General features: G+C 70.1%; 26 protein-coding genes. 12 read left to right on the forward strand and 14 right to left on the reverse strand.

Features of this window, described 5'->3' with window-relative positions; all coding sequences use genetic code 11:
• Positions 1–83: 83 nt before the first annotated feature.
• A complete protein-coding gene (locus tag ACFWP5_RS37495; RefSeq protein ID WP_384167265.1) occupies positions 84–1,403 on the reverse strand; it encodes an ABC transporter substrate-binding protein in 1,320 nt (439 codons plus the stop codon).
• 491 nt (positions 1,404–1,894) lie between these two features.
• On the opposite strand from ACFWP5_RS37495, the gene ACFWP5_RS37500 reads away from it, so the two are divergent.
• A complete protein-coding gene (locus ACFWP5_RS37500) occupies positions 1,895–2,938 on the forward strand; it encodes a LacI family DNA-binding transcriptional regulator (protein WP_384167268.1) in 1,044 nt (347 codons plus the stop codon).
• Between the two features lie 186 nt (positions 2,939–3,124).
• Positions 3,125–4,552 (forward strand): GH1 family beta-glucosidase, encoded by a 1,428-nt coding sequence (locus ACFWP5_RS37505; protein WP_384167271.1) that lies wholly within the window; start codon positions 3,125–3,127, stop codon positions 4,550–4,552.
• A gap of 75 nt (positions 4,553–4,627) precedes the next feature.
• Here the strand turns inward: ACFWP5_RS37505 and ACFWP5_RS37510 are convergent, their stop codons facing one another.
• The 3 genes from ACFWP5_RS37510 to ACFWP5_RS37520 are packed head-to-tail and all read right to left on the reverse strand — an operon-like array spanning position 4,628 to position 5,723.
• Entirely contained in the window at positions 4,628–5,047 is a 420-nt protein-coding gene (locus ACFWP5_RS37510; RefSeq protein ID WP_384167274.1) for a PIN domain nuclease, read from the reverse strand.
• Entirely contained in the window at positions 5,044–5,253 is a 210-nt protein-coding gene (locus ACFWP5_RS37515) for a type II toxin-antitoxin system VapB family antitoxin (RefSeq protein ID WP_384167278.1), read from the reverse strand. Before ACFWP5_RS37515 ends, ACFWP5_RS37510 begins: the two co-directional genes overlap by 4 nt.
• Positions 5,254–5,306: 53 nt before the next feature.
• Entirely contained in the window at positions 5,307–5,723 is a 417-nt protein-coding gene (locus tag ACFWP5_RS37520; RefSeq protein ID WP_384167281.1) for an ATP-binding protein, read from the reverse strand.
• Positions 5,724–5,926: 203 nt separating this feature from the next.
• Between ACFWP5_RS37520 and ACFWP5_RS37525 the strand changes: the two genes are divergently transcribed.
• The 3 genes from ACFWP5_RS37525 (at position 5,927) to hutH (ending at position 8,644) form a co-directional block, all read left to right on the forward strand.
• Positions 5,927–6,808: a helix-turn-helix domain-containing protein gene (locus tag ACFWP5_RS37525; RefSeq protein WP_384167284.1), complete on the forward strand. Its 882-nt coding sequence runs from the start codon at positions 5,927–5,929 to the stop codon at positions 6,806–6,808.
• Between the two features lie 11 nt (positions 6,809–6,819).
• The gene (locus ACFWP5_RS37530) at positions 6,820–7,017 is read left to right on the forward strand and encodes a DUF397 domain-containing protein (RefSeq protein WP_384167286.1); all 198 of its coding nucleotides are present in this window, start codon (positions 6,820–6,822) and stop codon (positions 7,015–7,017) included.
• Between the two features lie 76 nt (positions 7,018–7,093).
• On the forward strand, positions 7,094–8,644 hold the full coding sequence (gene hutH, locus ACFWP5_RS37535) for a histidine ammonia-lyase (RefSeq protein ID WP_384167289.1): 1,551 nt from the start codon (positions 7,094–7,096) through the stop codon (positions 8,642–8,644).
• Positions 8,645–8,652: 8 nt separating this feature from the next.
• On the opposite strand, the gene ACFWP5_RS37540 is transcribed toward hutH, so the two are convergent.
• A complete protein-coding gene (locus ACFWP5_RS37540) occupies positions 8,653–8,913 on the reverse strand; it encodes a hypothetical protein (RefSeq protein ID WP_384167292.1) in 261 nt (86 codons plus the stop codon).
• Positions 8,914–9,118: 205 nt separating this feature from the next.
• Here ACFWP5_RS37540 and ACFWP5_RS37545 point away from each other — a divergent pair, with 205 nt between their 5' ends.
• Positions 9,119–9,817 carry a hypothetical protein gene (locus ACFWP5_RS37545; RefSeq protein ID WP_384167295.1) on the forward strand — a complete coding sequence of 233 codons (699 nt, stop codon included), beginning with the start codon at positions 9,119–9,121 and terminating at the stop codon, positions 9,815–9,817.
• A 46-nt stretch (positions 9,818–9,863) separates the two neighbouring features.
• On the opposite strand, the gene ACFWP5_RS37550 is transcribed toward ACFWP5_RS37545, so the two are convergent.
• The 6 genes from ACFWP5_RS37550 to ACFWP5_RS37575 form a co-directional block, all read right to left on the reverse strand.
• Positions 9,864–10,757 carry a carbohydrate ABC transporter permease gene (locus ACFWP5_RS37550; RefSeq protein ID WP_384167298.1) on the reverse strand — a complete coding sequence of 298 codons (894 nt, stop codon included), beginning with the start codon at positions 10,755–10,757 and terminating at the stop codon, positions 9,864–9,866.
• Entirely contained in the window at positions 10,754–11,734 is a 981-nt protein-coding gene (locus tag ACFWP5_RS37555) for a carbohydrate ABC transporter permease (protein WP_384167301.1), read from the reverse strand. Before ACFWP5_RS37555 ends, ACFWP5_RS37550 begins: the two co-directional genes overlap by 4 nt.
• Positions 11,731–13,029, reverse strand: coding sequence for an ABC transporter substrate-binding protein (locus ACFWP5_RS37560; protein ID WP_384167304.1), 1,299 nt, complete (start codon positions 13,027–13,029; stop codon positions 11,731–11,733). The genes ACFWP5_RS37555 and ACFWP5_RS37560 overlap by 4 nt, the downstream gene beginning before the upstream one ends.
• A gap of 265 nt (positions 13,030–13,294) precedes the next feature.
• Entirely contained in the window at positions 13,295–14,764 is a 1,470-nt protein-coding gene (locus tag ACFWP5_RS37565; protein WP_384167307.1) for a cellulose binding domain-containing protein, read from the reverse strand.
• Between the two features lie 107 nt (positions 14,765–14,871).
• Positions 14,872–16,275: an ATP-binding protein gene (locus tag ACFWP5_RS37570; protein ID WP_384167311.1), complete on the reverse strand. Its 1,404-nt coding sequence runs from the start codon at positions 16,273–16,275 to the stop codon at positions 14,872–14,874.
• The gene (locus ACFWP5_RS37575) at positions 16,272–16,976 is read right to left on the reverse strand and encodes a response regulator transcription factor (RefSeq protein ID WP_355913531.1); all 705 of its coding nucleotides are present in this window, start codon (positions 16,974–16,976) and stop codon (positions 16,272–16,274) included. The genes ACFWP5_RS37570 and ACFWP5_RS37575 overlap by 4 nt, the downstream gene beginning before the upstream one ends.
• A 111-nt stretch (positions 16,977–17,087) precedes the next feature.
• Between ACFWP5_RS37575 and ACFWP5_RS37580 the strand changes: the two genes are divergently transcribed.
• Positions 17,088–17,630 carry a hypothetical protein gene (locus tag ACFWP5_RS37580; RefSeq protein ID WP_384167314.1) on the forward strand — a complete coding sequence of 181 codons (543 nt, stop codon included), beginning with the start codon at positions 17,088–17,090 and terminating at the stop codon, positions 17,628–17,630.
• 16 nt (positions 17,631–17,646) lie between these two features.
• On the opposite strand, the gene ACFWP5_RS37585 is transcribed toward ACFWP5_RS37580, so the two are convergent.
• The gene (locus tag ACFWP5_RS37585) at positions 17,647–18,516 is read right to left on the reverse strand and encodes a spermidine synthase (protein WP_384167317.1); all 870 of its coding nucleotides are present in this window, start codon (positions 18,514–18,516) and stop codon (positions 17,647–17,649) included.
• A gap of 57 nt (positions 18,517–18,573) precedes the next feature.
• Positions 18,574–19,008, reverse strand: a complete 435-nt coding sequence (locus ACFWP5_RS37590) for a hypothetical protein (RefSeq protein WP_384167320.1) — start codon at positions 19,006–19,008, stop codon at positions 18,574–18,576.
• 270 nt (positions 19,009–19,278) lie between these two features.
• Between ACFWP5_RS37590 and ACFWP5_RS37595 the strand changes: the two genes are divergently transcribed.
• Positions 19,279–20,748 (forward strand): hypothetical protein, encoded by a 1,470-nt coding sequence (locus ACFWP5_RS37595; protein WP_384167323.1) that lies wholly within the window; start codon positions 19,279–19,281, stop codon positions 20,746–20,748.
• 63 nt (positions 20,749–20,811) lie between these two features.
• On the opposite strand, the gene ACFWP5_RS37600 is transcribed toward ACFWP5_RS37595, so the two are convergent.
• Positions 20,812–21,408 (reverse strand): histidine phosphatase family protein, encoded by a 597-nt coding sequence (locus ACFWP5_RS37600; RefSeq protein WP_384167326.1) that lies wholly within the window; start codon positions 21,406–21,408, stop codon positions 20,812–20,814.
• 205 nt (positions 21,409–21,613) lie between these two features.
• Between ACFWP5_RS37600 and ACFWP5_RS37605 the strand changes: the two genes are divergently transcribed.
• From ACFWP5_RS37605 to ACFWP5_RS37620, 4 genes are read left to right on the forward strand one after another with little or no spacing between them, the layout of a single operon-like run.
• A complete protein-coding gene (locus tag ACFWP5_RS37605; protein ID WP_384167329.1) occupies positions 21,614–22,603 on the forward strand; it encodes a phosphatase PAP2 family protein in 990 nt (329 codons plus the stop codon).
• Positions 22,554–23,729 carry a hypothetical protein gene (locus tag ACFWP5_RS37610; RefSeq protein ID WP_384167332.1) on the forward strand — a complete coding sequence of 392 codons (1,176 nt, stop codon included), beginning with the start codon at positions 22,554–22,556 and terminating at the stop codon, positions 23,727–23,729. The genes ACFWP5_RS37605 and ACFWP5_RS37610 overlap by 50 nt, the downstream gene beginning before the upstream one ends.
• Entirely contained in the window at positions 23,720–25,318 is a 1,599-nt protein-coding gene (locus ACFWP5_RS37615; RefSeq protein ID WP_384167334.1) for a hypothetical protein, read from the forward strand. Before ACFWP5_RS37610 ends, ACFWP5_RS37615 begins: the two co-directional genes overlap by 10 nt.
• Positions 25,315–26,655 (forward strand): AAA domain-containing protein, encoded by a 1,341-nt coding sequence (locus ACFWP5_RS37620; RefSeq protein WP_384167336.1) that lies wholly within the window; start codon positions 25,315–25,317, stop codon positions 26,653–26,655. Before ACFWP5_RS37615 ends, ACFWP5_RS37620 begins: the two co-directional genes overlap by 4 nt.
• Positions 26,656–26,667 lie beyond the last annotated feature (12 nt).

The following is a 26,667-nucleotide window of genomic DNA, read 5'->3' on the forward strand; positions in this document are numbered from 1 at the left end:
GGCCTCGGGCGGGAGCGGCCGGGGGGCCCCACGCACGTCGCTCGGGGGGGGCGGCCGCCGGGCCGCCCGCACCGCGGTCTGCGTCAGCCGATCACCTTGTCGATCGAGTCGGTCGCGGCCTTCCACGCCTTGGCGGGCTTGGTGCCCCGCTGCTCCATGTTGTTGATCTGCGTGGAGATCGTGTCCTTGATCGTGCCGTCCTTCGCACCGAGCACGGCCTCGGGGATGGCCTTCGCCTCGTCGGCGTAGATCTGGCCGATCGGGGCGTTGTTGAAGTACGGCAGCGTCGCGTTCTTCACGCTGGCGAGGTCGTAGGCGCCCTTGTTCGACGGGAAGACGCCGATCGCCTTGAACACGGCGGCCTGCTGCTCGGGAGCGGTCAGCCACTTGACCAGGTCGGTGGCCGCCTTGACGTTCTTGCCGCTCTTGGGCACGGCCAGGAAGGAGCCGCCCCAGTTGCCCGCGCTCGTGCCGGGCGCACGGGCGATGTCCCACTTGCCCTTGTAGGCGTCACCGGAGTTGATGGAGATCTGGCCGGCCATCCAGGCGGGGCAGGCCACGGTGGCGACGGTGCCCTTGCGCAGCGCCGCCGTCCAGGCGTCGGTGAACTGGGGCAGGCCCTCGGTCAGCTTCTTGGACGCGGCTTCCGCGGCCAGGTTCCAGCCCTGCTGCACGGCCGGGCTGTCCTTGTAGACCGCCTTGCCGGAAGCGTCGTAGTACTGCTTCGCGGAGGAGCTGACGACCGCGTTGTACATGGCGCTCGCGGAGTCCATGAAGTAGGTGCCCTTGGCGGCCTTCTTCTGGAACTTCTCGCCGAGCTTGAGGTAGTCCTCCCAGCCGCCCGCGACGGCCTTGGCTACCGACTCACGGTCGCTCGGCAGACCCGCCGCCTTGAAGAGGTCCGAGCGGTAGCACAGGGACATCGGCCCGATGTCGGTGCCGGCGCCGATGACCGAACCGTCCGACGCGGTGGCCTGCTTCTCCTTCCAGGAGACCCAGTCGCTCACGTTGATCGACTTGCTGAGGTCGGCGAACTTGGCCGCCTGGGTGTCGACGACCTCCTTGATCCGGCCGACCTCGATGCCCTGGACGTCCGAAAGGCCGCTGCCCGTGTTCAGCTGCTGAAGCAGCTTCGGGTAGTAGTCCGCCTCGTTGGCGGTGACGCCTTCCTTCACCGTGATCTTCGGGTGCAGCTTGTGGTACTGGGCGAACAGGCCGGCTTCCTTGTAACCGAACTGCCCGTAGTCGGCCACCGTGAGAGTGATGTTCCCGTTCGAGTCCTTGGCGTCCGAGGAGCCGTCGCTACTGCAGCCGGTCAGCAACAGGGCGGAGGCCGTCAGGACCGTCGTGGTCAGGGCCGCTGCTCTGCGGCCGTGACCGCCGCCGGTACGGGTGATGCGCATTCCACTACTCCTTGTTCCAGTGGGGAACGGGGTCTCAGGAATCGGACCGCCGAGGCTCGACGATCCGGACCTGCCCTCTCGTTTCGAGCAGCGGCCAGCCCACAGCACGGGACGTGCGGTGAAAAGGTGCTGGTCAACGGTGTGCCATGCGAGATAGAGGGACGGGCCGTTGGTGGTTTCGTCCACACGGAAGGAAGCCCCCGAGATTCCGTGGGACCGCTCCCACGCGGCATGCCGGAAGACTCCTTCGTGCCGGGCCGGGTGTCAAGACTTGAAAACGGCGTTGTTGCGCAAGCGTGTTCCGCACGTCACGTGAATGTGTCGCTCCACTAGGCGTCACCGGCCGGATACGGACCGCCCCGCACAGGATTCACGCAGGTGATCCAAGGGTCCGTCGGGCGAGCGCGGCGCCGGCGTCGTCCGTCTTGGCCGTTGCCCGATTTTCTGGGCAAGAATGAGGCAAGTCCCCACTGATCGCCGGAAGGTGAACGATGAGCCCTGCCGAGCAGCCGCCTCCGCGCGCGGACGTCCGGCGCCCGACTCTCAACGCCGTGGCCGCGCTCGCCGGCGTCGGCCGCGGCACGGTCTCCCGGGTCATCAACGGCTCCCCCAAGGTGAGCGCCCACGCCCGCGCGGCCGTGGAGCGGGCGATCGACGAACTCGGCTACGTCCCCAACCCCGCCGCCCGCTCGCTGGCGACCCGCCGTACCGACTCGGTCGCCGTGGTCGTCCCCGAGGGCGAGGACCGGCTCTTCTCCGAGCCCTACTTCTCGGGGATCATCCGCGGTGTGTCCGCCCGACTCGCCAGCGCCCAGATGCAGTTGCTGCTGGTCCTGACGCCGGACGAGAAGGAGTACGCGCGGCTGGCCACATACCTGTCCGCACACCGGGTGGACGGCGTGCTGATCCTCGCGGTCCACAGCGGCGACACGCTGCCCGACCGGCTGCACGAACTCGCCGTGCCGACCGTGCTCGCCGGCCGGCGCGGCCACGGGGAGCCACTGGGGCATGTCCGCGCGGACAACAACGGCGGCGCCAGGATCGCGGTCCAGCACCTGCTGGCCAAGGGCCGCCGGACCATCGCCACCATCACGGGCCCCCTGGACATGGACGCCGCCCAGGCCCGACTCGACGGCTACCGCGAGGCGTTGGAGGGCGTGGGCATCACCGTCGAGCAGGACCTGATCGCGTACGGCGACTTCCGGGAGGAGGGCGGACGCGCGGCCATGCGGGAGCTGCTGCGCCGGCGGCCCGGTCTCGACGCCGTCTTCGCCGCGTCCGACGTGATGGCGTCGGGTGCCGTGCTGGAACTGCGCGCGTCGGGCCGGCGGGTGCCGCACGACGTCGCCGTCGTCGGCTTCGACGACTCGATCGTGGCCCGGCACATCGATCCCCCGCTGACCAGCGTCCGCCAGCCGCTGGAGGAGATGGGCCGCACCATGGCAAGCCTCCTGCTGGACGAGATCGCCCACCGCGGCGGCGATCACCGCCAAGTGGTCCTGCCGACGCAGCTGGTGGTGCGGGAGTCGGCCTGAGCGGTGTCGTCCGCGACCGGGTACGCGGAACGACGCCGAACGGGCAGAGCACGACCGGGTACGCGGAACGGGCAGGAGACGGTGGGTAATTGGAACGGGCAGAAGACGTCGGGAGGTGCGGCCCCCTTTGCCCATGGGAGCGCTCCCATGCATAATGGGCGCCACTCGACCCATGGGAGCGATTCCATGCCCGACCTGACGCCCCTGCCCTTCCCTCCTGCCTTCCTGTGGGGAGCCGCGACCTCCGCCTACCAGATCGAGGGGGCGGTGCGGGAGGGCGGCCGTACGCCCTCGATCTGGGACACCTTCAGTCATACGCCGGGCCGTACGGCGGGCGGTGATCACGCCGACATCACTGTCGACCACTACCACCGCTACCGCGACGACGTGGCGCTGATGGCGGACCTGGGTCTGACGGCGTACCGCTTCTCGGTCTCCTGGCCGCGGGTGCAGCCGACCGGCCGGGGTCCGGCGGTCCAGGTGGGCCTGGACTTCTACCGCCGCCTGGTCGACGAGTTGCTCGCGCACGGCATCAAGCCGGCGCTGACCCTCTACCACTGGGATCTGCCGCAGGAGTTGGAGGACGCGGGCGGCTGGCCGGAGCGTGACACGGCGTACCGGTTCGCCGAGTACGCGCAGATCATGGGCGAGGCGCTGGGCGACCGGGTGGAGCAGTGGACCACGCTCAACGAGCCCTGGTGCAGCGCGTTCCTGGGCTACGGCTCGGGGGTGCACGCGCCGGGCCGTACGGACGCGGGCGCTTCGCTTCGGGCGGCCCATCACCTCAACTTGGCGCACGGGCTGGCGACTTCGGCCCTGCGGTCCGCGATGCCGGCCCGGAACTCGATCGCGGTGAGCCTCAACTCCTCGGTGGTCAGGCCCGCTTCACTGTCCCCGGCGGACATGGCGGCGGCCCGGAAGATCGACGACCTGGCCAACGGGGTGTTCCACGGGCCGATGCTGCACGGCGCGTATCCGCAGTCGCTGCTCGACGCGACGCGATCGATCACGGACTGGTCGTACGTCCAGGACGGCGACCTGACGCTCATTCACCAGCCGCTGGACGCCCTGGGGTTGAACTACTACACCCCCACCCTGGTGGAGGCGACCGAGGCGGCCCCGGCGGGCAGCCCGCGCGCCGACGGGCACGGCCTGAGCGCGTACTCCCCCTGGCCGGGCGCGGACGACGTGGCGTTCCTCCAGACCCCGGGCGAGCGCACGGAGATGGGCTGGACGATCGACCCGACGGGCCTCTACGAACTGATCATGCGCTACGCGAGGGAGGCCCCGGGCCTGCCGCTCTACGTCACGGAGAACGGCGCGGCCTACGACGACAAGCCCGACCCCGAGGGCAACGTCCACGACCCCGAGCGGATCGCCTACCTCCACGGCCACCTGTCGGCGGTGCGGCGCGCGATCGCGGACGGCGCGGACGTGCGCGGCTACTACCTGTGGTCCCTGCTGGACAACTTCGAGTGGGCGTACGGCTACGGGAAGCGGTTCGGCGCGGTGTACGTGGACTACGCGACGCTGGCGCGGACGCCGAAGTCGAGCGCGCGGTGGTACGGGGAGGCGGCTCGGACGGGGGCACTGCCTTCGATAGGGGGCGCCTGACCAACGGGGAGGCGGGGGCCGGGGGCGGGGCGCGGCATGCCGGGGGCGTGCCGCGCCCCGGCGGGGCATGGTGGCTCAGAGATTGCCCGGGGGTGCCAGCCACTGGGTCGGCTGGCCTGTGACCGAGGCGATGGTCTCGAAGTCATTGTCGTAGTGCAGCACGGTCAGCCCCTGGAGTTCGGCGGTCGCGGCGACGAGCAGGTCCACAGCACCTGCGGACCGGTGCCGCCCCTTCTCGGTGAGTTCCCGTTGAACGTCCCATGCACGGGTTACGGCCCGGTCGTCCAGAGGAGTCCAGCAGAACAGCGCGTCAAGGTCGTCGACCAGGGCGGCCCGGTACTCGGCGTTCTTGGCGCTGTACAGAAACTCGATCTCGGTGAGTGGGCAGCGGGCGATCAGACCCTCCTCCAGGGGCTTATCCCACAGGGCCCGCGCCGGCAGCTTCAGGATGCGGACCAGAGCGCTGGTGTCGATGAGGTAAGCGGCCGCGCTCATCGACGGTAGTTCTCCTTCTCCAGCAACAGGTCGAAGTCGCCCGCGTCCGCGCGGGCCGCGAGGCGGGCCAGGGCGAGCGCACGCTTCTTGCGTTCGACGCCCTCCTTGAGCGCGGCGGTGACCGTGTCCTTCTTGGTCTTGGTCCCGAACGCTATTGCCGCCTCGGCCAGGAGTTCCTCGTCGATGTCGATCAGTGTCTTGGTCATGGGGACCTCCTGGATATACGAATCGAGTTCGAGTATATCCGCAATGCCCGCGATCAGCGCTTCCCCAGCTCGAACCAGGTGGCCTTGCCCCGGCCGGGCCCGTGCGCGCACACGCCCCAGGCGTCGGCGCCGTACGAGATGAGCTGGACGCCTCGGCCGTCCTCGTCGGTGGCGGCGGGGGTGCGGCAGGCGGGCAGGCCCGGGGCCTCGTCGTGGATGAGGACGCGGAAACGGTGGGGGTCGGACCAACCTGCGTAGAGGGTTACGGGGGTTAGAAAACCTTTCAGCTTGCAGGCGTTGATGGCGTTGGTGACGGCTTCGGAGGTCAACAGGATTGCCGTGTCGATGAGTTCGGGCCGATGAGATACGGCGAGAAGGGTGCGGACGGCCTCACGGGCGGTGCGGACCCAGGCGGGGTGCGGCGGGAAGACGAGGGAGACGTCGGTGAGGCGTGGGGGGTCGTCGTCCATGGAGAGGCTCCTCTTTCGGCGTGCCAACTGGCTTGTGGGCGGCGGTACTTCCGGGGGTGGGGCGCCCTCGAAGCTAGGGGCACGCATGGGAGAGTTACAACCGTGTCCACCAGGCTTCCCTCTCAAGAGTGACGTCCGCCCTGGACGGTGGACGCTCGCGCCGGCGGCGCGGCACACTGCGCACCGGCCACAGGGAGGACCGCATGCCACCGAGGACGAACCCCAGCGAACGCCAACGACGACTGGGCGCGGAGCTGCGCAAGCTGCGTATGCGTGCCCGGATGTCGGGTGACTCCGCCGCCGAGTTGATCGAGGCCGAGCGCACGAGGATCAGCCACATCGAGAGCGGCCGGGTCGACGTCCCTCGCAACGGCCTCTACAAGCTGCTCCGCGCCTACGGCTGCCCTGAAGGCACCTACTTCGACGGGCTGATGGAGATGGCGCAGGAGCGCGGGAAAGGCTGGTGGGGCGAGTTCAGCGACACGATCGGGCCCGCAGCCCGCGACCTGGCCGAACTCGAATCACGGTCGACGGCACTGCGGACGCACGAGCCACTGGTCATCCCCGGAATGCTCCAGACCGAGGAATACGCCCGCGCCGTACTCGAAGCCACGGAGGGGGACCCTCAACGCACCGACCGATACACCCAGTTCCGGACGGCGCGGCAGCGCGTACTGACCGACTCCCACCCAGTGACGTATCTCGCCGTCATTCACGAAGCCGCGCTCCACACCCGCGTGGGCGGCCCGGCGGTCATGCGCAGGCAACTGCTGCGGCTGATCGAAGTCTCACGGCTGCCCAACGTGACCGTCCAGGTGTACCCGTTCGAAGCGGGCATCTACTCCGCGCACACCCAGTCGTTCGTCATCTACGGCGGGGCGACCTCCGAACTGGACACGGTCTACCTGGAACAGCCGACGGAGCCCGTCTTCCTGCGGGATGGAGAACACCTCGACAAGTACGTGAAGATGTTCGAGCGGCTCACGGAACTGGCGTTGGCACCGGTCGACCCGGTAGCGGCGCCCGAGTCGCACGAGTCACGGGACTCACTGAGCCTCATCCAGCACGTGATGTACACCCTCTGAAAGGAACCGCCATGCCCCAACTCGCCTGGCAGAAGTCGTCGTTCAGTACGGGCGGCGAGGGCAACTGCGTGGAACTGGCGGCAGCGGCGACCGGCGCCCACATCCACCTCCGCGAGAGCGACCACCCCCACCGCATAGCCACGCTCCCACCCCACGCCCTCACAAACCTCCTGCACACGGTGAAGGCCGGGCACCTCACGCGTCCGTGAGACCGCCCTTGCCACGCGCTAAATAGAGTGATTCATTCGACCTGCAAGTGAATGGATACACGTCAAGCGCGAGGAGATGTCCGTGGCCGCCCCTGAGATCAGCGCTGTCACCTTGGGCGAGGAGGCGATCACCGTCGAGCAGTTCGTCGCGGTCGCCCGCCACGGCGCCCGGCTCGAGTTCGACGCCACGTACGTCGACCGGGTACGCAAGTCACGCGCGCTGGTGGAGCGCTTCCTCGCCGAGAACCGTCTGGTCTACGGCGTCACCACCGGCTTCGGCGACAACGTCACGGAGGTGATCGCCCCGGCGGACGCGGAGCGGTTGCAGCGCAACATCGTGCGTTCGCACGCCGTCTCGGTCGGCGAGCCGTTGCCCGTCGAGATCGTCCGCGCCATCGCGCTGATGGAGCTGGTCGGCCTCGGTGAAGGGTTCTCCGGCATCCGGTTCGAGACGCTGGAACTGATCCGGCGGATGCTCAACGCCGGGGTCACACCGCACGTACCCGGCGAGGGTTCCGTAGGCTATCTGGCCCCCGAGGCGCACATGGCGCTCGTCCTGCTGGGCGAGGGCCGGGCCTGGTACGGCGACCAACTCCTGCCCGGCGCCGAGGCGTTGACCCGGATCGGCGAGCGGCCGACCCCGCTCGCCTGCAAGGAGGGGTTGTCGCTCACCAACGGGACCCACTCGGTCACCGCGATCGCCGTCCTGGCCGCCCATGACGCCGCCGTCGCGGCGACCACCGCCGACGTGGCCGCGAGCCTGTCGGTGCAGGCGCTCAAGGGCACGGTCCGCGCCTACGACGCCCGGATCCAGGAACGCAAGCGGCACCCCGAGCAGGCCGCCGTAGCCGAGAATCTGCGGCGGCTGACCGAATCCAGCGCGATCAGCGCCGAGTTCCTCGACCACCGGCTCCAGGACGGGCTCTCCCTGCGCGCCGTTCCGCAGATGCACGGCGGTGCGAAGCGGGCGCTCGCGCAGGCCCGGGAGGTCATCGTCGAGGAGTTGCACTCCGTGGGCGACAACCCGGTCATCCACCCCGAGGGCGAGGACGGGGTCGCGCTGAGCGGCGCGAACTGCGACAGCACGTACGTCGGCATCCAGGCCGACACCATGGTCAACGCGATGACCGTGCTGGCCAAGGTCTCCGAACGCCGCACCGACCGCATGGTCAACAGCAACTTCAGCGAGCTGCCGCCCTTCCTGGTCCGGCAGCAGCCAGGTCTCAACAGCGGCTACATGATCGCCCAGTACACGGCCGCCGCGCTGACCATGGAGCTGCGAGGCATGGCCGTGCCCGCCTCCGCCGACAACGTCACCACCTCCGCCAACCAGGAAGACGCGGTCAGCAACGCCTACTTGGCAGCCCTGAAGGCCTACCGCGCGACCCGCAAACTCGCCTACGTCATCGCGATCGAGCTGATGTGCGCGACCCAGGCCCTCGACCTCCTCGCCCCGCTCTCGCCCTCACCGGCCGCGGAGGCGCTCCGCGCCAGAATCCGGGAGACCGTACCGACCGTCGACGAGGACCGGGTCTTCCACACCGACATCGAGCACATCGCCGAACTCGTCCGGAGCGGGGAGGCGTTGCGGGTCGTGGAGGGCGTGGTGGGGGCGCTGCACCGCTGAGGGGTCAGTCACGCCTCAAGAGTGGCGTGCGTGAGGTATTCGGCGCCCCACCCGATGAATCCTTCGTCGTCGTCCACGACACACGGCCAACGCTCGGCCAGTGCCGCCACGACGAAGTCGGCAACTTCCGCCGACCGAAAGTCGATGACGAAAGCGGTCCAGCTGCCGATGAGCCCCTCGACGAAGGTGAGTTCAGCCGACTCGTACTCGCGCTTCAACTCGGCTTCCACGTCTGCTTCGATCCAGGCGACGGATCCCTCGTACGACACAGCTGTCCGTCCGTCACGAACATCCGCACCGCCCCCGCCCGCGAGCAGGCGATCCCGCACATCATCGACGGTCACTTCGCGCGGAAGGAACGCGATCAACGACTTCACAACTACCCCACAGACCCCGTCCAGGCACTCCTCAGCCCCAAAGGGTCTCATCTCCCTGTACGGGGTGATCCGATCCCGGCGCAGACGGGAGGACGTCGTGTTTTTCATCGTGTTGGTGCTGCTGGTCCTGATCGTCGGCGGTGCGGTCGCCTTCGGTAAGAGGCAGGCCGGGGGCGGGAGTTCGCGGTTCGGGTACGGTGCCGGGCCCGGGGCTGCGCAGCAGACCTACGACGCCGATGCCGATGCCGGCGCCGAAGCCACCCGCTGGGTCGAGCGGCTCGGTGGGAGTCTGTCGACGCTGGTCGCGGGCAGCAATACGGCCGCCCGGCAGGCCCTCGCCGACGCCGCCGAGCGGCATCGTGCAGCCGAGGGTCAACTCGCCGTCGCCTACTCGCCGATGCAGTACGGGCTCGTGACGCAGACCGCCATCGAAGGGCTGCATCACATTCGGACTGCCCGAAGCGCGCTGGGGCTCGACCCCGGGCCCGAGTTGCCCGCGCAGGGTGCCGGTGGTCAGGTCACGGTCGGTGGGCAGACGTACACCGCGTCCGCGCGGCCCGGTGCGAGCACGCCGTACTACTACCCCGGCGGGGTCGTCAACGGCCGTTCCATGGCCGGGGGTTGGTACAGCACACCCTGGTGGAAGACCGCCCTTGTCGCGGGTGCCGCCGGTGTCGGGGGCATGTTGCTCGCGGACGCGCTGTTCGACGGCTTCCACCATCACGGGCCGCACGGTGGGATGTTCGGCGGCGGACCCGGTGGGTTCGGGGGCTTCGGCGGGCCCGGACCGTTCTGAAGCGGCCCTGACCGTTCTGAGGCAGCCGGGCCGCTCTGCGGGGTCGTCAGCCCTTGTTGGCGCCCAGCGTGAGGCCGCTGACGAACTGGCGTTGGAGTGCGAAGTACACGATCAGGGTGGGGATCGCGGTGAGCAGGGCGCCGGCGGCGACCAGGTTGGGGTCGGTGAAGTACTGGCCGGAGAGGTTGTTCAGGGCGGAGGTGATCGGCATGTTCTCGCCGGTCGAGATCAGCACGATCGCCCAGAAGAAGTCGTTGTAGATCCAGATGGAGAGGAGGGTGGCCAGGGCCGCCATCGCCGGCTTGCACAGCGGCAGCACGATCTGCCAGTACATGCGCCACACCGACGCGCCGTCGACCAGCGCGGCCTCGGTCAGCTCGTGCGGCAGCATCCTCATGTAGTTGCTCAACACGAAGGCGCAGAAGCCTGATTGGAACGCCACGTGGATGAGGACCAGGCCGAGCGCGGAGTCGTAGAGCTTGCCGCTCATCGTGATGCCGGGGAGGTCGATGAGCAGGTACATGCGGTACAGCGGGGTGATGATGACCTGCTGCGGCAGCAGGTTGCCGGCCGTGAAGACCAGCAGCAGGAAGATGTTGAGCCGGAAGTCGAACCGGCTGACGTAGAACGCGACCATCGACGACAGCAGCAGCGTGATCACCACGGCCGGGACCGCGATGATCAGTGTGTTGACGAAGTAGTGCATCATGTCGGACTGCTCGAACGCGTTCTTGAAGTTGTCGAGGTTCAGCGTGTCCGGCCAGGAGACGTACCCCTTGTTGCTGGTCTCCGAGTACGGGCGCAGGGCCGCGTAGACCGCCCACAGCAGCGGGGCGAGCCAGGCCAGCGAGGTGACGACGAGGAACGTGTGCAGCAGGACCCGGGCCGGGCGGAGCGGGGTGCGCTGCTTCACGCCGAGCGCGGCGGTGGGGGTGGTCATGCGCGCCGCTCCTTCCGGAAGGTCGCGATCAGGTACGGAATGATGACCACGAGGGAGATGACCAGCAGGACGACGGCGATCGCCGACCCGTAACCGATCCGGCTGGACTCACCGATGATGTTGTTGGTGATCAGGATCGACAGCAACTCGGTGCCCTGGGCGCCCTTGTTGAAGACCCACACCAGGTCGAAGGCGCGCAACGACTCGATGATGGTGACGACCAGGACGACCGTGTTGGTGGGCCGCAACGTCGGGAAGATGACGTTCTTGAACGTCTGCCACTCGTTCGCGCCGTCGAGCGCGGAGGCCTCCCGCAGGGACGGGTCCACGCCCTTCAGACCGGCCAGGTACAGGATCATCATGTAGCCCGCGTGCCGCCAGGACGCGGCGATCAGGACGGCCCACAGGTTGAGCTTGGGGTCGCCGATCCAGTCGATGTAGTGGCCGGGCTTGTTGGCCCCGATGAGGCTGTTGATCAGGCCGGTGTCGGGGTTGTAGATCAACTGCCAGACGAAGCCGGTGACCGCCAGCGACATCACGACCGGCAGGAAGAACGCGGTCTGGTAGACGCGGCTGAACCGGATCTTCTTGTCCAGCTGGACGGCCAGGAACAGGCCGAACGGGGTCGGCAGCAGGATGAGCACGACGAACCAGATGATGTTGTGCTCAAGCGCGGGCCAGAACTGCGGGTTGTCGTTGAACAGCTCCTTGAAGTTGGCCAGCCCCACCCACTTGATCGAGCTGAAGCCGATGCCGTCCCAGCTGGTGAAGGCCAGGAGGATCGAGGCGAGGGCGGTGACCCAGACAAGGGCCACGTGCAGGACCGTCGGCCCGCCCGCCATGAAGGCGAGCGTGATGCGGTCACGGCGGGTCAGCAGGCGCTTGGCGCCCTGCGGGACCCGCTTCTTCTCAGGCGCGGGGTCCGGAGGCGGAACGGCGTCCGCCTCCGGGCTCGTCGTAGTCGTCTCGGAGATCATGAGGAGGCGAAGATCGTCTTCTTCTGGCGCTCGATCGAGGACAGCAGACTGTCGACGCCCTTGGGGTTCTGGAGGAACTTCTGCAGTCCGGGCTGCATCACCGTCGAGGTGAAGTCCGGACGGGAGTCGCGGTCCATGAACTGGGTGAGGCTCTTGGCCGCGCCGATCATGTCGAACGCCTTCTTCTGCAGCGGCGAGTACGCGGAGGTGTCGGCCTTGCTGGAGGCGGCCACCACGCTCGGGTCGGTCTTGAGGTACAGCTGCTCGGCCGCCGGGCTGCCCAGGTACTCCAGGAGCTTCACGACCCCGTCGTGGTTCTTCGGGGACTTGCTGACCATGTAGCCGTCGGTGGGCGCCTCGACCGTGTCCTGGCCGTACGCGGAGTTGATCTCCGGGAAGGCGAAGAAGTCGAGGTCGTCGAGGTCGGCCTTGACGGTGAACTGCTGGGCCACGAAGGAACCCAGGAGGTACATGCCGGACTTCTTCGACACCACGCCCTGCGCGGCGTCCTGCCAGGTGCGGCCCATGAAACCGTCCTGGTGGTACGGGAGGAGCTCGGCCCAGTGGTCGAAGACCGCCTTGACCTTCGGGTCGGTCCACGCCTCCTTGCCCGCCATCAGGGACTTGTGGAAGTCGTAGCCGTTGAGGCGGAAGTTGATCTGGTCGAAGGTGCCCATCGCCGGCCAGGCGTCCTTGTCACCGAAGGCGATCGGGACCAGGCCGTCGCTCTTCATCTTCTTGCAGAGGGCGACCAGTTCGTCCCAGGTGGTCGGGACGGTGTAGCCCTTGGCCGTGAAGACGCTCTTGCGGTAGAAGATCGCCCACGGGTACGTGGTCATCGGCACGAAGTAGTACTTGCCGTCCTCGCCCTTGCTGAGCTGCTTCATCGCGTCGGGGAAGTTGTCCCCGATCTTCGCCCAGACGTCGTCGATGGACGTGGCGAGCTTCTTGGCCGCGAAGAACTGCATGCGGTACCCGGCGAACCAGTTGAACACGTCGTCCGGCGTGCCCTGGAGGTAGGAGTTGATCTGCTCCTGGAAGGTGTTGTGGTCCTTCGTGTTGACCTTGACGGTGATGCCGGACGTCTTCTTGAAGTCCGCGTAGACGCTCGCGAACGCCTTCTTCGGCACCGCGTCGGACGCGTTGGAGCCGACGGTGACGGTCTTCGGGTCGGACGAGCTGCCGCTGCCGCCACAGGCGCTCAGCAGGGGTATGCCGGCGCCGAGCACGGCAGCGCCGCCTATGCCGCGCAGGACGGAGCGGCGGCTGGCGGCGGGGAGGGAGAAGTCGGGCATGAACGGCTCCTGACGGACAGGGTTCGGCCGGAATGCGCCACGCCCCAGGTCGTCGTAACCGACCAGAAACCAACGCGACCAAACACGGTGGCGTAATAACAGTCCTATGTCTGGTCATGCGTCAACACCCGCTGCCTTCATTTGTCGAAACGTAATCGACACTCGCGAGCAAAAGGAGCGAACGTGCAGCCGAGTGGCCACACGTCCGCCGTGGGGTGACTGGGGTCACTGGGTCCGCGAGGGGTCCCGGGGGCCCGTGGGGCGCCTACTGGAAGGCCGAGAAGGCCTTGGAGAAGGCGGACGGGTCCTGGACGATCGAACTGCAGGTCGCGTCCGCGGAGGGCTTGGCGCCGCCGGGGCACTGCTTGTCGCGGGTCGCGGACCACATCGAGAGGCCGCCCAGACCCTTCGCCTTCGCGAAGTCCGCCAACTGGTTCGCGTCCTCGACCTTGAAGACCTCCGATGACACGTCGTTCACACCGATCATCGGGGTGACTGCAACCGCTTTCCATGAGGCGGAGTCCGAGAGCCCGAGAACACTCTTGACTTGGGCTTGAGTAGCAGTAGCCGCTTGCTCTGCGTACGTTCCCATATCTCCGTTGTACGCCGGTCCGTAGTCCATGGCCATGACGTTGACCGTGTTGATCTTGACGCCGTTGGACTTGGCATTGGACAACAAGTTCACCCCGTCCTGGGTCAGCCCCTCGGGCATCACGGGGAGCGTGTACGAGACGTCCAGGTCCGGGTGCTGCTGCTGGAGCTTGGCTATCGCCTGGGCGCGGATCGTGTTCGCCGCCGTGTTGGGCAGCGCGCCGCCCTCGATGTCGAAGTCGACCTTGGTGAGGCCGTACGCGTCGACGGCCTTGCCGTACGCCGTCGCCAGCGCGCTCGCCGAACCGCACGTCGTCGCCAGCTCGGAGCCGGACGCGCCGCCGAAGGAGACCCGGACGTCGCCGCCCTTGGCGCGCAGCGCGCCGATCTGCGAGGCCACGCCGTCGCTCCCGAGGTCGGTCACGCCGCCCCACTTCGGGGTGCAGCCGCCGCCGTCGGTGATGAAGGCGAGGTTGTAGTTCTTCACGCCGGTCGCGGTGACGTTGGCGAGGAGGTCGAAGGCGGGGTAGAGGGAGGTGTCGACGTAGGGCGCGAAGCCCGCGCCGGCCGTCGTACCGGTGCCGGTGCTCTGGGTCGGGGAGGCGGTGGGGGTGGCCGTGGGCTTGGGGGTGGCCGTGGGCGTGGAGGTCGGGGAGGCGGTCGGCGTGGGCGTCGGCGACGAGGTCGTCGGACGGCCGCTCGGTTCGGGCGTCGCGCCGTCGTCCGCCGAGCACTTGGCGTTGTCGATGAGACAACTGGTCGGCTGGCCGGTGCCGCTGACCACGAAGCCCACGGTGACCGACTCGCCGGCCGCCAGACCGTCCGTGTCCCACTTCGGCGGCTTCACGGTGACGCGCTGGCCGCTCACGCTCGACTCGGCGTTCCACAGCGAGCTGAGCTTGGAGCCGGACGGCAGGTCGAACTCCAGCGTCCAGTCCTTCTCCCTGGCACCGGTCGTGTTGGTGACGACGTACTGCGCGGTGTACCCCGTCGACCACTCGCTGGTCCTGGTGTACGCCGCACCGACGCTCGCGGCCTGGGCGATGCCGGTCAGCATGATCGCGCCGCCACCGACCACCGCCGCGGCGACCACTCCGCCGATCGCCTTGTTCCTGTTGCTGATCCTGCGCCGGTGCGTGCTCATCGCGTGCCTGCTTTCGCCGTACGGGGGTGGGGTGCGGCAGCACGCTAGCGATCCGGAATCGGGCAAAGCGCCTGATCCGGGCGGGGGTTGGCGATCTTAGGGTGCGCTTAAGGAAGGGATCGGGAACGGTTAAAGGTAGAGACCAATCTGCCCCGCCGACGCCGTCGTACGGCTCCTCGATGCCCCTTGCGCTCCGGCTCCCGCCCGTCCAGCTGGATCCAGATCCGCACCTCCGTGCCGCCGAGCATCGAGGAGCCGATCCGGACGTCCCCGCCCGTCGACTCCGCGAGCCGGCGCACGATGTCCAGCCCGAGCCCGGTCGACCCGGCGCTGCCGGAGCCCCGCCCGCGGGCCATGGCCGCCTCGGGGTCCCGTATGCCGGAGCCCGCGTCCGAGACGAGCATGATCACCGCGTCCTCGGCGTTGTGCACGTCGACCGCGAAGGCCGTGCCCTCGGGGGTGTGCCGGAACACGTTGCCCAGCAGGGCGTCAAGGGCGGCGACCAGATCAGCCCGGGCGACGGGTATCCGCACCGGCCGCTCCACCCCGGCGACCCGCACCTTGCGGCCCTCGTCCTCGGCCAGCGCCGACCAGAACCGCATCCGCTCGCGCACCACCTCGGCCGCGTCGCACCCGGCGCCGGTCCCGGCCGCCACGGTCTGCGGCTTGGCCTCGCGCGCGGTCCGGATGATCGTGTCGACCTCCCGCTCCAGCTGCGCGACGGCGGTCCGCGTCTGCTCGGCGGCAGGACCGTCCCCGAGCGAGGCCGCGTTGAGCCGCAGCACGGTGAGGGGTGTGCGGAGGCGGTGGGACAGGTCTGCCGCCAACTCCCTTTCGTTCGCCAGCAGTTGTACGACCTGGTCGGCCATCGAGTTGAACGCGACCGCCGCCAGCCGCAGTTCGGTCGGCCCCTCCTCCGGGACGCGTGCGCCCAGCTTCCCCTCCCCCAGTTCGTGCGCGCCCTCGACGAGGCGCTGCGCGGGCTGCACCATCCGTACGCCCAGCCGGTCGGCGACCGCGACGGACCCGACGATCAGCGCGATGCCGACACCGGCGAGCACCGCCCAGGCCGTCCCGACGCCGTTGCTGACCTCGGACTCCGGGACGTACACCTCGACGACCGATATCTCGCCGGAGCTGAGCGCGACCGGCTGGAGCAGGACCGAGCCGCCGGGCACCTCGGTGGTGGAGGCGCGGCCCAGCTTCCGTACGGTCGCGATGTCCTTGCCGACGGCGCGTTGCAGCCCGATGTCGACGGCGGCTTTCCCGTCCCCGGCCGGTATGTGGACGGCCATCCCCGAGTCCGCGCCCGCGGAGGCGACGACCTTCTCCAACTGGTCCCGGTCCGTGGTGATGGACAGCGCGGGGGCAACGGCCGCGGTCTCCCGCTCGGCGTTCGAGAAGGCGCGGTCGCGGGCCATCTCCTTGATGACCAGGCCGAGCGGCACCGCGAAGGCGACGACGACCATCGCCGCGATCGCCAGACAGACCCTGACCAGCGCCCACCTCATCGCAGCGACTCCGCTCCCGGTGGCTCCAGCTTCACGCCGACACCGCGCAGGGTGTGCAGATAACGCGGCCGGGCCGCCGTCTCCCCCAACTTCCGGCGCAGCCACGACAGATGGACGTCGATGGTCTGGTCGTCGCCGTAGGACTGCTGCCACACCTCTGCGAGGAGTTCCTTGCGCGGTACGACGACACCGGGGCGTCCTGCCAGGAAGGCGAGCAGGTCGAACTCGCGCCGGGTGAGGTCGAGTCGGACGCCGTCCAGCTCGGCCTGGCGGCGCAGCGGGTCGACGGTGAGGCCGCCGACGCGGATGACCGTCGACGGGGGTGCCTCGCCGGTGGCGGCACGGGAGCGTCGTAGAACAGCGGACATGCGGGCGGACAGATGGTCGACCGAGAAGGGCTTGGTGAGGTAGTCGTCCGCGCCCGCGTTGAGCAACCGGACGATCTCGGTCTCGTCGTCCCGAGCAGTGGCGATGATCACGGGGACATCCGTGATCCCGCGCAGCATCTTCAGCGCCTCGGACCCGTCCAGATCGGGCAGTCCGAGGTCCAGGATGACCACGTCGAAACGGAAATGGGCGACCTCGCGCAGCGCCTCAAGTGCCGTGCCGACACTGCGCACCGTGTGCGCGGCATCGGTCAGATGCCGGATGAGGGCCGAGCGTACGAACTGGTCGTCCTCGACCACGAGCACACTTGCCATGCGCCGCACCGTACTTCATGCGGGCGACCCGCATCCGGGCCTGTGGACAACTCCCGTCTGTGGACAACCGGTGGGAGATCGACGGGACACCTGTGGGGCGCGTGGGGCAGTATGGCGGCGATGCCCAGAGGACTCGTCAACGGACTCGTACACGTGCTGGCTTGGTCGCTCGCCACCGGCGCGGCCGTCACGCTGTCCTGGTGGGGCGTCCACACGGTCATGACCGGCACGGCCTACGACCCGCCGCGCGCCCTGCCCATCACGGCGGCCGGCGCGAGCGCGCAGGAGGCGAAGCCACCGGCGACGCCGACGGTGCGGGCGGAGTCGTCACCGAGCCCGTCGAGCACCCCGACACCGACCCGCAGCCCCAGCCCGAGCCCCACGAAGACGACGACCACGAGCCCGTCCCCCACCGCTTCCCCCTCCGGCCAGGTCAAGAGCTACGCCACGGACGGCGGGCGGGTGGTGCTCGAACTCGACGTCGCGCCGGCCTATGTGACGCTCGTGTCGGCGACACCGGGTACGGGCTGGTCGATGCAGGTGTGGAAGACGGAATCGTGGCTACGGGTGGAGTTCACCAAGGGCACGGACAAGGTGTCGGTGATCTGCACGTGGCACGACGGGGCGCCGCGGGTGGACGTCGGCAACTACTAGCCGGAATCGGTGACTTCTAGCGGAACACGGACGGGGGCGGTGCCGGTGAGGCGACCGCCGCGGCGTCCGTCACCGGTACGGCGCCGCCCGTGAAGTCGGTGAGTTCCTTGCCGTGTTCGAGTCGGCCCGGGTGCGGGTCGGAGGCGGCGCGCCGGGTCAACTCGGCGAGCGGCAGCGGGTGGTCGGAGGCGACGAGCACCGCGTTGCCGAACCGCTTGCCGCGCAGCACGGTCGGGTCGGCGATCAGCGCGCGTTCCGCGAACCGGGCGGCCACGGTGGCGATCTGACCGCGCAGGTGGGCGAGCGGGGGCCCGTCGGCGAGGTTGGCGGCGTAGAGCCCACCGGGTTTGAGCGCCCGGCGCACCTCGTCGAGGAATTCGGTGGAGGTGAGGTGGGCGGGCGTACGGGCGCCGCTGAAGACGTCCGCGACGACGAGGTCGGCCCACCCCTCGGGTACCTTCGCGAGCCCCGCGCGGGCGTCGGTCGACCGCACCCTGATCCGCGCGTTCGGGTCCAACGGCAGCTCCCGCCGGACCAGTTGGACGAGCGCCGCGTCGAACTCGACGACCTGCTGGGTGGAACGGGGGCGGGTCGCGGCGACATACCGGGCGAGCGTGAGGGCACCACCGCCGAGGTGCACGACGTGGATCGGCTTCCCGACGGGCGCCGCGAGATCAATGACATGCCCGAGCCGCCGCTGGTACTCGAAGGACAGATACGCGGGGTCATCAAGGTCGACGTACGACTGCGGCGCCCCGTCGATCAGCAGCGTCCAGGCACGCGCGCGTTCCCGGTCGGGTATCAACTCGGCGAGCCCACCGTCGACAGCCTCGACGACGGCTTCGGCGGTGGCGCCACCGCGCCGGGGGGTCCTGGACTTTCCCATTGGCCCATTATCGGGGGCCTGGGGCGGTACGGCGCGCCCGGCATCGGCGAGGGCCCGTCACCGGCAGCCGTCCGCCGCCTCGATCAGGCGGGCGGCCTCTCCCAGGGCGGCCCGTAGGACCTCCGGGTCCGTTGCCAGGTCGGTGTCGCCGGGGGGCAGGAGCCAGTCGGACCCCTCGACGGGGGGCTCGGGGTCGGGGGCGAGGCGCAGACCCCGGCCGTTGGTCTCCGTGCAGGTGCTGCCCGGCAGGTCCCAGGCGGCCGCCGTGCCCGGCGGTACCAGGAAGCCGAGGGTGTCGTCGCCGTCGTCGTGCAGGACGGGGCCGACCCCGTCGCACGCGCCGCGCCGCAGGATGTCGACCGCCTCCAGCCCCTGCCGCGTCGGCACCGTCACCAGGTCACAGGCCGGGTCCACGAACGGTGGCGCACTGCACTCCGCGCTCGGCATTCGAGGATCGACGCTCTGCCTGGTCTCCATCCCGGTCTCCACCACGGAACCCCTCCTTGGACGAGCGGGTCAGGAGTCGGGCGGCTCCCGGTCCATGGAGTTCAACGCGTTGAAGCGTCAACGGCTACGGCACAAGTCCGCCGCAAAGGATGGCAGTTCATGGCAGATCCCGGATGAGATATCCGGTTTGTAGCCAAACCCTGCGTGGCGGGTCATGCACAGCAGGTACGTTCTTGCCCGCTGGAAACAGGGCGTCACTCAACAAGTCACCCTGAATCCGGCATGGTTCGACGGTTCGCACGAGAGGACCCGGCCATGGCGTCGTCAATGGTGACCCCGTCCCCGTTCCCCCAACCCCCGAGACCCAATCTCGCCTTCCGGCGGCTGCGCGGACAGCGCTCACCGGCGGAGTTCGCCGCGGCCGTACGCCGGTCCGCGCGGGAGATCGGCGAGCGGGTCAGCTGCGACGCGCGCTACGTCGGCCGGGTCGAGGCCGGTGAGATCCGCTGCCCCAACTACGCGTACGAACGGGTGTTCCTGCACATGTTCCCCGGCCGCACGCTCGCCGACCTCGGCTTCGCACCCCGCTCGTCCGTGCGCGGACGCGGGGCGCGCACCGCCGAGGACACGCCCCCCGCACACTCCACAAGCCCGGCTCACACCACGGATGACGCGGCCGGGACGGGTGAGACGCGAGAGGTGTACGAGCCGTATGACACGCAGGACCCGTACGACACGCACGAGAACCACGAGAACCGCGAGGAGAGCGACGTGCTGCGTCGCGCATTCATGAGGGGCGGCACCGTCACGGTGGCCGCCGGCACGCTGGGCCCGCTCGGGCTCACCTACGACGCCGTGGCAACGGAACGTTCCGTCCGCCGCCCCGGTACGAGCGAGGCGGGCGCCCTCGAAGAGGCCGTCCGCAGAATCCGGCTGCTCGACGACCGGCACGGCGCCGACGGCCTCTACCGGCGCGCGGCGGCCCCGCTGCGCGCCGCCTACGCCCTGCTCGACGCGGGCACCACCCGGCAGTCGGTCGCCGAGAGACTGCACTCCGGAGCCGGTGAACTCGCCATCTCGGTGGGCTGGCTGGCCCACGACTCCGGCCGCTTCGACGACGCCCGCTCGCACTACGCGGAGGCGCTCGCCACAGCCCGGGTGACCGGCGACCCGGGCCTTGAGGCACACGCCTTCTGCAATACGGCGTTCCTCGCGCGGGACGCGGGACGCCCGCGCGAGGCGGTGCGCGCCGCGCAGGCCGCGCAGCGCGTCGGACGCCCGCTGGGCTCCGCCCGCCTGATGTCCCTGCTCGCGCTGCGCGAGGCGGGCGGCTGGGCGGGCCTCGCCGACCGCACCGGCTGCGAACAGGCGCTGGCCCGCGCGCAGGCCCTCTACGAGCGGGGCCACTCGGACGCCGACCCCGAGTGGATGAGCTTCTACGGAGAGGCCGAGTTGGAGGGTCTTGAGGCGCAGTGCTGGTCGACGCTGGGCGACTGGCCGCGCGCGGCACGCCACGCACGACGCGCGGCACATCTCCAGGACCCGCACTTCACGCGGAACATCGCCCTCTATACGGCCGAACTCGCGGACGACTTGGCGCGCGGCGGTCGACCGGATGAGGCGGCGACGGCGGGGATGCGGGTGCTTGATCTTTTGGACCTGGTGCAGTCGTCGCGGATTCAGACGATGCTGGCGGGGACTGCGCGGGTGCTGTTGCCTCACCGGCGGGCTTCGGGGGTGTCTACGTTTCTGGAGAGGCACTCGAGTCTGCCTCGTACTGCGTAGTTGTTCTGCGGCCCGGTGGGGGCTGGGCGCGCAGTTCCCCGCGCCCCTTTGGGGCGCCTGCTCTTAGGCGACCAGATGGCCCAGGTCGTTCCAGCTCTCGATCGCCGGTTCGCCGTAGGCCCAGCCGAGCACCGACAAGGACGTCGGGTTGAGCCGTATCCGCGCCGCGAAGTCGATCGGCAGGCCCAGCCAGCGGGCGCCGATCGACCGCAGGATGTGGCCGTGGGCGAACACCAGCACGTCACGGTCCTCGGCGCGCGCCCAGGCGACGACCTCGTCCGCGCGGGCGGTCACCTCGGCGAGAGTCTCCCCTTCGGGGACGCCGTCGCGCCAGATCAGCCAATCGGGCCGTACGGAACGGATCTCCTCCGGGGTCATGCCCTCGTAGGCGCCGTAGTCCCACTCCATGAGCGTGTCCCAGGCGGTCGCGCGGTCGCCGAAGCCGGCGAGTTCGCAGGTCTCACGCGCGCGTGCCAGCGGGCTGGTGCGCACCTCCACCCCGGGGAGCCCGTCGAAGGGGGCCCGGTGCAGTCGCTCGCCGAGCACCTTGGCGCCGCGTCGGCCCTCTTCGAGGAGCGGGACGTCGGTCCTGCCGGTGTGCTTCCCGGACAGCGACCATTCCGTCTGTCCGTGCCGGGCCAGCAGGATGCGCGGTGCCATGAAGGACCCTTCCGGGAGAAAACGAGAGGCGGGTCACTCCATCATCGCTCACCCTTGAAAAGGGCAACCCGGGGGGCGATCTCTGCGTCTTTGAGGTCCGGGGGCGCCCGAAACAGGGCGCGCGCATACGCCGTAAAGTGTCCCGCTCGGACTACCGGGCCGAACGATGGGCACCGCACCAGTACAGAAGGGGGAGGGCGATCGGATGCCGCAGACCGAGACACCAGGCATCGAGGCGGACCGGCGAACCCGGCTGCGCTGGTGGACCGAGCTGCCGCTGATCCTCCTGGTGTACGCCTCGTACTCGGCGGGCCGGCTGCTGGCCCGGGGCGACACGGCGAGCGCCGTGGACCACGGTCTGGCGATCCTGCGCGTCGAGAAGTTCCTGCACATCAACGCCGAGCACCCGCTCAACCGCCTGTTCACGCGCGAGTCCTGGCTCGGCATACCGGCGGACTTCTGGTACGCGTCGCTGCACTACCTGATCACGCCCGTGATCCTGATCTGGCTGTTCAGGTCACGCGCGCAGGTCTACCGCGCGGCCCGTACCTGGCTGATGACGTCCACGTTCATCGGCCTGATCGGCTTCACCCTGCTCCCGACCTGCCCGCCCCGCCTGCTCTCCCCCGGCTACGGCTTCGTCGACACGATGGCCGAGTACAGCTCGTACGGCTGGTGGGGCGGCGACGCGAGCGCGCCGCGCGGCCTGGGCGGCATGACGAACCAGTACGCGGCGATGCCGAGCCTGCACTGCGGCTGGGCCCTGTGGTGCGGTGTGATGCTCTGGCGCTACGGCGGGACGCGGCTGACCAAGGTCGTCGGGGTCGCCTATCCGCTGCTGACGGCGATCGTGGTGATGGGCACCGCGAACCACTACCTCCTCGACGCGGTCGCGGGCGTGGTCGTGATGGGGTTCGGGTTCCTGCTGGCGCCGCAGGTGATGAAGGCCGCGAACTTGATCAGGGTGCGGTTCGAGGGGCGCGGCTCACTCGTCGCGGCCCGCTCCCGTGACGCCTCTCGTGATGCTTCCCGTGACGCCTCTCGTGGCTCAGAAACCTCAATTGTCAGTGGCGGATGCCAGACTTCGCCGGGTGAGCGAATTCCACGGCAGCGCGAGTCACAGCTCGGTACCGGAGCCGAGCCGGGTGCCTCCCCCACGGACGCGGGGGACGGCGCTCCGGCACCGGCTCGCTGAGCTGCGCGGCCCGGACGTCCCGGCCAAGGCGCTGGACGCGCGCGCCCTCGCGGCCCTGGCCGCGAACCCGGGCTGCAAGCGGCGGGCGATCCTGGACGGCGCGGGGGTGAACAAGGCGGTGCTGGCCGACGCGCTCGGATCGCCGTCGGCCTTCGGGCAGTCCCAGTTCGCCTTCATGCGGGGCAACGCCTTCGAGGCCCGGGTCAAGGCGGACGGCGGCGCGGAGCTGCTGCGGCTGGTGCACGAGAAGCTGGACCCGGGTGCCGAGCCGCCGACCCGCGCGCGGGTGCCCGAGCTGACCGCGATCGGCCCCGAGGGGCGCGCGGCACGTACGGCGCTCGCGCTGCGCGAGGCCACCGAAGCCGCCGCCTGGACCCTGCTCGACCACCCCATGCTCGCCCTCGACGTGGCGGGTTCGCCCGCGTTCCTGGAGCCGGACGCGGTCGTCGTGCACCCGGACGGCAGTTGGACGGTCGTGGAGATCAAGTCCTTCCCGATGCTGGACGGTTCGGCGGACCCGGCGAAGGTCGGCGCCGCGGCCCGCCAGTCGGCGGTGTACGTGCTGGCGCTGGAAGAGGTCGCAGCCCATCTGAATCCCGCTCCCCGAGTCCGTCACCGCATCCTGCTGGTCTGCCCGAAGGACTTCTCGAACCTGCCCACCGCGTCCGCCGTCGACGTCCGCAAGCAGCGCGCGGTCACCGGCCGCCAACTGGCCCGCCTCACCCGCATCGAGGACATCGCCGACACCCTCCCCGAGGGCACCTGCTTCGCCCCCGACCGCCCGGCCGCCGAGCTGACCGCCGCCGTCGAGTCGGTCCCCGCGGCCTACGCCCCCGAATGCCTGGCCGCCTGCGAGTTGGCCTTCCACTGCCGCGACCACTCCCGCACCTCCGGCGCGGTCACCACCCTCGGCCGCTCCCTCCGCGCCGAACTCGGCGACCTGACCACGGTCGACGAGGTCCTCGCGGCGGCCCACGGCGAGTCCGGCGACCCTGACGACCCGGCAGTGGCAGCGCTGCGCAGGGCGGCGGAGCTACGGGCCGAGGCGCTGGCATCCCACCAGGAGGAGCGGGAAAACCGGCAGGAAGTCCTGGCCGAGCGACAGGAGGGGACCCCGTGTCGCTGATCTCGACTCTCGCCCGGCTGGAGGCAGTTCAGACCGGCCGGGCCCAGCCCGCCGCCACCGTCCTGCACCGGCACCTCTCCGGGCGCCCCCTCGTCCTCGTGCCGCTCACCACCGCCGGTGAGGCCGGGGCGCCGCTGGGCGCGCTCGTCGGTACGGACCGGGACGCACCGCGGCTGTTCGTCGTACCGCAACCGCGGGACCGGGACCTGAGGTTCGCGTTCCTGGCCGAGCTGGCGGACGTGGTCCTGCCGTACATCGACACCTTCGCGGACGACGTCGAGGCCGCCGAGCGGAACGAGACCGATCCGGAGACCGGCAAGCGCGTCAAGGTCGAGGTCGAACTGTGCGCGGATGCCCCGCAGTTGATCGTGCCGAGCCGCGCGGGCATCGAGTTGGTGCGGCTGCTGGGGCGTTCGATGCGGTTTCGCCGGACCGCCGAGCAGGACCCGGAGACCCCGCATCCCGCGCCGCCGCGCGTGCCGTTGCTAGGGCGCTGGCTGACGCACTTCGGGGAGCGGGCCCGGGTGCCCGGTTCCGCGCTGCTGCTCGCGCTCACCGAGGTGCTCGGCCGGCACTGGGCCACCGGTCAGTCCAGCCTGGAGGACCAGCACCTGGCCGCGCTGCTCGCCTGGATCGACCCACCGGGCGGCGTCTCGGGCGCCGAGGCCGCACTCGAAGCGGAGCTACGGCGGGACGCGCGGGGCCAGTTGATGTGCCCGCCGGCCGGCCCGGCCACCGACCCGGCGTTCGACAACAAGCTGCTCGCCCCCGCCATCGAGCGCTACGACCGCGCCCGTACCGCTCTCGCCGCCGCCGAGGACGGTCTGGAGGCCGACGACCGGCTCGGTGAACTCACCGCCGCCGAGCGGGAGATCAGGTTCCTCGTCGAGGGCATCACCCGCCCCACCTGGGACGCGGTGTGGCACGGGCTCGACCTGCTGCGGGCGTTGCCGGAGGGCGCGCACGCCGTCGACCGGTGGACCCGGGACCGCTGGTCGTTCACCGGTCACCGGGACCGGATCACCGCCGGTGAGCCCCCGCAGCCGCGCCGCGACGACGCGGTCACCGCCGCCAACAAGCTCGCCACGCGCGAGCGCGAACAGGCCCGGCTGGACGCTCAGGAGGCCCTGGACGACCCGCTGGTGATGGCCGGGCGACGGCTCGCCGGGGAGGCGTTCGCGGGCGAGGTCACGGATGTCGTCATGGCGTACAGCGAGGGCAAGAGCCCCCGCCCACGCCCGCTGGTGACCGTGCGCACGGACGACCGGCCGCATCTCGGGGAGCGGGTGAAGGTGTTCCGGTCGCTCGGCGGGAAGCCGCAGTCGGCCGAGTTCGTGGGCCACGAGGAGGACGGCGCCCTCGTCATCCTCCGAGTCGTCGACAAGATGGGCCGCGGCAAGGAGCCGGAGACCGGTTCGCTGCCGGAGAAGGGCGACCGGATCTGCTTCACGCTGTTCGAGCACGAGCAGCGGGGCGGCGCGAAGTTGCCCGACCAGGAGGAGACACCGTGGACGCACGGGGGCCCGCCGGGCGAGGAGAGCGCCGTGCAGGAGTCCGCCGACCCGGTGACCGAGGAGGACGTGCTGTGAGCGCCGACACCGTGTTCGACCCCGGTGCCGAGGCCGGCCGCGCCACCGACGCGATCCTCCGCGACACCCTGCACGGCACGGCTCGCGGAGTCGTCGTCGACTCCCCGCCGGGCGCCGGCAAGTCCACCCTCGTCGTCCGCGCGGCACTCGAACTGGCCGACGCCGGGCGCCCGTTGATGGTGGTCGCGCAGACGAACGCCCAGGTCGACGACCTCGTCCTGCGGCTCGCCGAGAAGAACGGCGAGCTGCCGGTCGGCCGCCTGCACAGCAGTGACGCGGACCCGTACGACAAGGCGCTGGACGACCTGCCGAACGTACGGAAGTCGGCGAAGGCGGGCGAACTCGCCGGGCTCCCTGTCGTCATCTCGACGGCGGCCAAGTGGGCGCACGTCAAGGTGGACGAGCCGTGGCGGCACGCGATCGTCGACGAGGCGTACCAGATGCGCTCGGACTCGCTGCTGGCCGTGGCCGGGCTGTTCGAGCGGGCGCTGTTCGTGGGTGACCCGGGCCAGTTGGACCCGTTCGCGATCGTCGGCGCGGAGCAGTGGGCGGGCCTGTCGTACGACCCCTCGGCCTCCGCGGTCACGACACTGCTCGCCCACAATCCCGAACTGCCGCAGCACCGCCTGCCCGTGTCCTGGCGGCTCCCGGCATCGGCGGCCCCGCTGGTCTCGGACGCGTTCTACCCGTACACCCGCTTCCGCAGCGGCACGGGCCACGGCGACCGGCGGCTCACCTTCGGTGTCCCGTCGGACGGTTCGGGCCCGGACCGGGTGATCGACGAGGCCGCCGAGTCGGGCTGGGGCCTGCTGGAACTGCCCGCCCGCCACACTCCTCGTACGGACCCGGAGGCGGTGCGGGCGGTGGCGACGGTCGTACGACGGCTGCTGGACCGGGGCGGCGCGGCCACGTCGGAGCGCTCACCGGACCCCACTCCCCTGACCGCCGACCGCATCGCGATCGGCACCGCGCACCGGGACCAGGCGGCGGCGGTCCGTGCGGCGCTGGGTGAGTTGGGCGTCACGGACGTCACCGTGGACACGGCGAACCGGCTCCAGGGCCGGGAGTTCGACGTCACGGTGGTCCTCCACCCGCTCTCCGGCCGCCCCGACGCCACCGCCTTCCACCTGGAGACGGGCCGCCTCTGCGTCCTCGCCTCCCGCCACCGCCACGCCTGCATCGTGATCTGCCGAGCGGGCGTGACCGAGCTCCTGGACGACCACCCGTCGACGGAGCCGGTGCAGCTGGGGGTGACGGTGAAATTCCCGGACGGGTGGGAGGCGAACCACGCGGTGCTGGCACACCTCGCGGAACACCGGGTGGTGTGGCGGCCGTAGCGCGGAGGAGCA

The organism is Streptomyces sp. NPDC058469, assembly GCF_042721125.1.
Taxonomy (GTDB): Bacteria; Actinomycetota; Actinomycetes; order Streptomycetales; family Streptomycetaceae; genus Streptomyces.

Excerpts from the sequence above, each read along its gene's own strand:
- ACFWP5_RS37555 (WP_384167301.1), bottom strand. The coding sequence starts at position 11,734 with ATGATCTCCGAGACGACTACGACGAGCCCGGAGGCGGACGCCGTTCCG.
- ACFWP5_RS37585 (WP_384167317.1), bottom strand. The coding sequence starts at position 18,516 with ATGGGAAAGTCCAGGACCCCCCGGCGCGGTGGCGCCACCGCCGAAGCC.
- ACFWP5_RS37550 (WP_384167298.1), bottom strand. The coding sequence starts at position 10,757 with ATGACCACCCCCACCGCCGCGCTCGGCGTGAAGCAGCGCACCCCGCTC.
- ACFWP5_RS37575 (WP_355913531.1), bottom strand. The coding sequence starts at position 16,976 with ATGGCAAGTGTGCTCGTGGTCGAGGACGACCAGTTCGTACGCTCGGCC.
- ACFWP5_RS37605 (WP_384167329.1), top strand. The coding sequence starts at position 21,614 with ATGCCGCAGACCGAGACACCAGGCATCGAGGCGGACCGGCGAACCCGG.
- ACFWP5_RS37525 (WP_384167284.1), top strand. The coding sequence starts at position 5,927 with ATGCCACCGAGGACGAACCCCAGCGAACGCCAACGACGACTGGGCGCG.
- ACFWP5_RS37580 (WP_384167314.1), top strand. The coding sequence starts at position 17,088 with ATGGCGGCGATGCCCAGAGGACTCGTCAACGGACTCGTACACGTGCTG.
- ACFWP5_RS37515 (WP_384167278.1), bottom strand. The coding sequence starts at position 5,253 with ATGACCAAGACACTGATCGACATCGACGAGGAACTCCTGGCCGAGGCG.
- ACFWP5_RS37505 (WP_384167271.1), top strand. The coding sequence starts at position 3,125 with ATGCCCGACCTGACGCCCCTGCCCTTCCCTCCTGCCTTCCTGTGGGGA.
- ACFWP5_RS37500 (WP_384167268.1), top strand. The coding sequence starts at position 1,895 with ATGAGCCCTGCCGAGCAGCCGCCTCCGCGCGCGGACGTCCGGCGCCCG.
- ACFWP5_RS37570 (WP_384167311.1), bottom strand. The coding sequence starts at position 16,275 with ATGAGGTGGGCGCTGGTCAGGGTCTGTCTGGCGATCGCGGCGATGGTC.
- hutH (WP_384167289.1), top strand. The coding sequence starts at position 7,094 with ATGTCCGTGGCCGCCCCTGAGATCAGCGCTGTCACCTTGGGCGAGGAG.
- ACFWP5_RS37560 (WP_384167304.1), bottom strand. The coding sequence starts at position 13,029 with ATGCCCGACTTCTCCCTCCCCGCCGCCAGCCGCCGCTCCGTCCTGCGC.
- ACFWP5_RS37495 (WP_384167265.1), bottom strand. The coding sequence starts at position 1,403 with ATGCGCATCACCCGTACCGGCGGCGGTCACGGCCGCAGAGCAGCGGCC.
- ACFWP5_RS37600 (WP_384167326.1), bottom strand. The coding sequence starts at position 21,408 with ATGGCACCGCGCATCCTGCTGGCCCGGCACGGACAGACGGAATGGTCG.
- ACFWP5_RS37530 (WP_384167286.1), top strand. The coding sequence starts at position 6,820 with ATGCCCCAACTCGCCTGGCAGAAGTCGTCGTTCAGTACGGGCGGCGAG.
- ACFWP5_RS37520 (WP_384167281.1), bottom strand. The coding sequence starts at position 5,723 with ATGGACGACGACCCCCCACGCCTCACCGACGTCTCCCTCGTCTTCCCG.
- ACFWP5_RS37595 (WP_384167323.1), top strand. The coding sequence starts at position 19,279 with ATGGCGTCGTCAATGGTGACCCCGTCCCCGTTCCCCCAACCCCCGAGA.
- ACFWP5_RS37510 (WP_384167274.1), bottom strand. The coding sequence starts at position 5,047 with ATGAGCGCGGCCGCTTACCTCATCGACACCAGCGCTCTGGTCCGCATC.
- ACFWP5_RS37565 (WP_384167307.1), bottom strand. The coding sequence starts at position 14,764 with ATGAGCACGCACCGGCGCAGGATCAGCAACAGGAACAAGGCGATCGGC.